4 protein-coding genes are annotated in these 4,453 nt (G+C 62.8%); all 4 read right to left on the minus strand.

Features of this window, described 5'->3' with window-relative positions; translation table 11 throughout:
• Positions 1-137 precede the first annotated feature (137 nt).
• The 4 genes from leuC to NMG80_RS01840 all read right to left on the minus strand — a co-directional run bounded on the left by leuC (position 138) and on the right by NMG80_RS01840 (position 4,228).
• A complete protein-coding gene (leuC, locus tag NMG80_RS01825) occupies positions 138-1,547 on the minus strand; it encodes a 3-isopropylmalate dehydratase large subunit (RefSeq protein WP_254016558.1) in 1,410 nt (469 codons plus the stop codon).
• 236 nt (positions 1,548-1,783) lie between these two features.
• Complete coding sequence (locus NMG80_RS01830; protein ID WP_254016559.1) at positions 1,784-2,419, minus strand: class I SAM-dependent DNA methyltransferase; 636 nt, start codon at positions 2,417-2,419, stop codon at positions 1,784-1,786.
• 56 nt (positions 2,420-2,475) lie between these two features.
• Positions 2,476-3,291: an amino acid ABC transporter permease gene (locus NMG80_RS01835; RefSeq protein WP_254016560.1), complete on the minus strand. Its 816-nt coding sequence runs from the start codon at positions 3,289-3,291 to the stop codon at positions 2,476-2,478.
• 139 nt (positions 3,292-3,430) lie between these two features.
• The gene (locus tag NMG80_RS01840; RefSeq protein ID WP_254016561.1) at positions 3,431-4,228 is read right to left on the minus strand and encodes a transporter substrate-binding domain-containing protein; all 798 of its coding nucleotides are present in this window, start codon (positions 4,226-4,228) and stop codon (positions 3,431-3,433) included.
• Positions 4,229-4,453: the final 225 nt, after the last annotated feature.

Raw genomic sequence — 4,453 nt, forward strand, 5'->3', positions numbered from 1 at the left:
AACCACTGTGAAAAGGTACTAGTGGTCGCCGCGGAGCAGCCCGGCCGGCGCGAGCAGTTCCATGAGATCGTCAGGCGCCCAGGGTGAAGAAAACCCGAACCGCATCGCGGTTCGGGTTCTGGCATATCGTCATCGGGTTATTTCCACTCGCGGATGTCGACGAAATGGCCGGCGATCGCCGCCGCCGCCGCCATCGCCGGCGACACCAGATGGGTGCGGCCCTTAAAACCCTGACGGCCCTCGAAATTGCGGTTCGAGGTCGAGGCGCAGCGCTCATGCGGCTTCAGCCGGTCGTCGTTCATGGCAAGGCACATCGAGCAGCCCGGCTCGCGCCAGTCGAAGCCGGCGGCGACAAAGATCTTGTCGAGACCTTCGGCCTCCGCCTGCTCCTTGACCAGACCGGAGCCCGGCACGATCATTGCATCGACGTGAGGACTGACTTTTTTGCCCTCGACCACCTTGGCGACAGCGCGCAGATCCTCGATGCGGCCGTTGGTGCAGGAGCCGATGAAGACGCGGTCGAGCGCGATATCGGTAATCTTGGTGCCCGGGGTCAGGCCCATATAGTCGAGCGCGCGCTGCTTGGACGTACGCTTGTTCTCATCGCTGATATCGTCGGGGTTCGGTACTGTGCCCTGGACCGAGACGACGTCCTCGGGCGAGGAACCCCAGGAGACGATCGGCGGCAGTTTCGCGGCGTCAAGCACGACCACCTTGTCGAAATGCGCGCCCTCGTCAGACTGCAGCGTCTTCCAGTAGGCGAGCGCGGCGTCCCACGCCTCGCCCTTCGGCGCGCGCGGCTTGTCCTTGACATAGGCGAAGGTCGTCTCGTCAGGCGCGATCAGGCCGGCCCGGGCGCCGCCCTCGATCGACATGTTGCAGATGGTCATGCGGCCTTCCATGGACAGCGCGCGGATCGCTTCGCCGGCATATTCGATGACGTAGCCGGTGCCGCCGGCAGTGCCGATCTCGCCGATGATCGCCAATATGATGTCCTTGGCGGTGACGCCTTCGGGCAGCACGCCGTCGACGCGCACCAGCATGTTCCTGGCCTTGCGCTGGATAAGCGTCTGCGTGGCCAGCACATGCTCGACTTCGGACGTGCCGATGCCGTGCGCTAACGCGCCGAAAGCACCATGCGTCGAGGTGTGGCTGTCGCCGCAGACGATGGTCATGCCGGGCAGCGTAAAACCCTGCTCCGGACCGATGATGTGGACGATGCCCTGGCGGATATCCTTCTCGGAATAATATTCGACGCCAAAATCCTTGGCGTTCTTGGCCAGCGCCTCGACCTGGATGCGGCTTTCCTCGTTCTTGATACCGAACTTGCGTTCGGGCGAGGTCGATACATTGTGATCGACCACGGCCAGCGTCTTTTCCGGATGGCGGACCTTTCTACCGGTCATGCGCAGGCCTTCGAAAGCTTGCGGGCTGGTCACTTCATGGACGAGGTGACGATCGATGTAGAGCAGGCAGGTGCCGTCGTCCTGGCGGTCGACGACATGGTCGTCGAATATCTTGTCGTAGAGGGTGCGCAGTGCGCTCATGTGCGTAAATCCGTCGATATGAATATGGGAAGCGACTAGCGCCGGCTAGCCGGCGAACACGGCCTAGCGAAGTCGGCTGGTCAGAGCGCCGGAAACGCGCGCCGAGAATCGCGACGGCAGGCGCTTTCTGTCCTGCAGCACGAAACCCTTGTAAGCCGGATCGCCAAAAAGCTGTTCCATGGCGTGGCTCATATCAATGTTTTGGCTTTTCGGCAATTGCGGCTGCAAACCGGTATTCAAACCACCTCGAACACAAATGTCTTCACCATCGCCTCGGGCTCGGCGATCGCATAGCAGCGGAACCACGGGCTCTCCTCGACCGGCCGCCATTTTTTCGCCTGCTCCAGTTCGTCGAACGTCGCCTGAAACCCGCCGCTCGCAAAAACCTGGTCGCGAACGGTGAAGATGGCGTGGCCGCCCTTCCTGGTGATGCGCACCAGTTCGTGCAGGGCGGAGGTCGGTGCATGGCTGATGGTGAACACGCCGGTCGAGAAGAAGGCGCGAAAGTACCCGTTCGGCCAGGGCAGCGGACTGCCGAGCATCGCCTGTTTCAGCTCGCTGTAGGCCTGCCGGCTGCCGGCGATGTCAAGCATTTCAGTCGACAGGTCGAGCCCGGCGATGTCATGATAGCCCAGCGCCTTGAGCGACGGTCCCGACAGGCCGGTGCCGCAGCCAGCGTCGAGCAGCGGCCCCTCGCCTGACGGCACATGGCGCGCCACCCAGGCGGCGATCAGGAACGGCAGGAGATAACCGAGCGAGGCCGTTTCGCTGTCATAGGTCGCCGCCCATGCGGCATAGGCTTGCGCCAGTGCTTCCGGCGTATCGGCCGTATAGACCGCATCCAGCGCCGCATTGGCCTTATCGCTGATCATGGATCTGATCCTCCAAACATACTGGCCGCAATGGTAGTGCTGTCCTCGCCTGCCGGCTATTGCTCATCCTGGCGGCGCAGCCGCTTCTCCAGCGCCCGCAGGGCCAGCGACAGGCCGACCGTCAGGATGAGATAGATATAGGCGACGATCGAATAGGTCTCGAAGAAGCGGAACGAGCCGGCGGCGTAGATCTTGCCCATCTGGGTGATGTCGGCGACGCCGAGCACCGAGACCAGCGAGGAATCCTTGACCATGGCGACGAAATCATTGCCGAGCGGCGGCAGGATGGTGCGGATCGCCTGCGGAAAGACGATCAGCCGAAAACGCTGCGTGCGCGTCAGCCCCAGCGCCTTCGCCGCCTCGATCTGGCCCTTCTCGACCGCCTGGATGCCGGCGCGGAAGACCTCCGAGATGAAAGCCGAGTAGCCGATTGTCAGCGCCATGATCGCGCGCCACAGCAACGACACGTCGCGTATCATTAGCTCGCCGAACAGGCCGGCGCTTTGCAGCGGCGCCGTTAGCGCGTTCCATCCCGCGACAAAGGCCGGCGCGCCGGCGAAGGCGATCCAGAACAACAGCACCAGCATCGGCACGCCGCGAATGATCTCGACATAGAAGCGAGCGATCTGGCGCAGCCAGCGTGACCCCGACAGCCCCATCAGCGCAATGCCGAGCCCGGTTGCCGAGGCCAGCGCGAAAGCGACCATCGTGACGAAGACGGTGACGCCGATGCCCTTGGCGACGGTCGCGAAAACCTGGGCGTAGAGGTCGCTTGCTGCAATGAAGATGGCGGCGGCCACGGCGAGCGCCGCGGCCACGGCAAGCCACCAGGGGAAGTCGGATTTGGCGGTGGAGGTTGCGGGCGTGGCCATCAGGGCGCGCCGACGAACCAACGTCGAGCCAAGCCACCCCCCTCTGTCCTGCCGGACTGTCCGGCAGGACAGAGGGGGGTGCACGGGCGCAAAGTCAGCGCGAGTTCCCGCGCATCATCCGGCACCCGCGACAAAAGTCCTACTGCCCCATCTTGTAATCAAGGAACCATTTCTTGTTGAGCGCGTCGAGCGTGCCGTCGGCCTTCAGTGCGGCGATGGCCGCATTGACCGGTTTCACCAGATCCGAGCCTTTCGGGAAAATAAAGCCGAAATCCTCGGTGCCGAGCGGGCCGCCGATCAGCTTCAGCCCGCCATTGGACGCCTCGACATAGCCCTTGCCGGCAGTGCCGTCGGTCAAAACGACATCGACGTCGCCGGTCTTCAGCGCCTGCACCGTCGCGCCGAACGTCTCGAACAACTTTATGCGCGGGTTCTGCTCATTGCCGTCTAGCACGCTGTAGACGGCGGTGTAGAAGGGCGTGGTGCCGGCTTGCGCGCCGATCAGCCCATCCTTGAAGGCGCCAAATGTCTTGGCGTCGGTGAAGCGCTTCTCGTCGCCGCGCACCAGCATGAACTGTTCCGAGCGCATATAGGGGTCGGAGAAATCGACCTTCTGCTTGCGATCGTCCTTGATGGTGATGCCGGTCATGCCGATGTTGTACTGGTTGTCGGAGACCGCCTGGATCATCGCGTCCCAGGAGGTGTTCTGGTACTCGACCTGGAAATTCAGCCGCTTGGCGATCTCGTCCATGGCGTCATATTCCCAGCCGATCTGCTTGCCGGTCTTGGCATCGATGAATTGCAGCGGCGGATAGGCGTTTTCCGTCACCACCACCACTTTCTTGCCGCCGAGATCAGGCAGCGCCTGCGCCAGGGCGGCGACAGGTGCAAGAACCAGAGCCAACAGGCCGGCCAACAGCAGTTTCGATTTGATCATGGGTACACCCCGAGAAGTTGAACGGCCTCGACATTGTCGAGGCCTGCAGGAAATCCGGCGCCGACTTTAGCTTTCCGCAGGCGGCTTGCAAGACGGCTTGATGCGGCTTCGCGCGAAATGGATTCCATGCTTTCAGGGCGTTACGGAACGATTCGTTTCGATTGCGCGCCGACGCGGCCCGGCAAAATCGAAACCATTCCGCGAATCGGGTAGGAGGGAGCCTTG

It is taken from the genome of Mesorhizobium escarrei, assembly GCF_935825525.1.
Taxonomy (GTDB): Bacteria; Pseudomonadota; Alphaproteobacteria; order Rhizobiales; family Rhizobiaceae; genus Mesorhizobium; species Mesorhizobium escarrei.

Bases quoted from the DNA above. Each gene is read 5' to 3' on its own strand.
- leuC (WP_254016558.1), bottom strand. From the start codon at position 1,547: ATGAGCGCACTGCGCACCCTCTACGACAAGATATTCGACGACCATGTC.
- NMG80_RS01830 (WP_254016559.1), bottom strand. From the start codon at position 2,419: ATGATCAGCGATAAGGCCAATGCGGCGCTGGATGCGGTCTATACGGCC.
- NMG80_RS01835 (WP_254016560.1), bottom strand. From the start codon at position 3,291: ATGGCCACGCCCGCAACCTCCACCGCCAAATCCGACTTCCCCTGGTGG.
- NMG80_RS01840 (WP_254016561.1), bottom strand. From the start codon at position 4,228: ATGATCAAATCGAAACTGCTGTTGGCCGGCCTGTTGGCTCTGGTTCTT.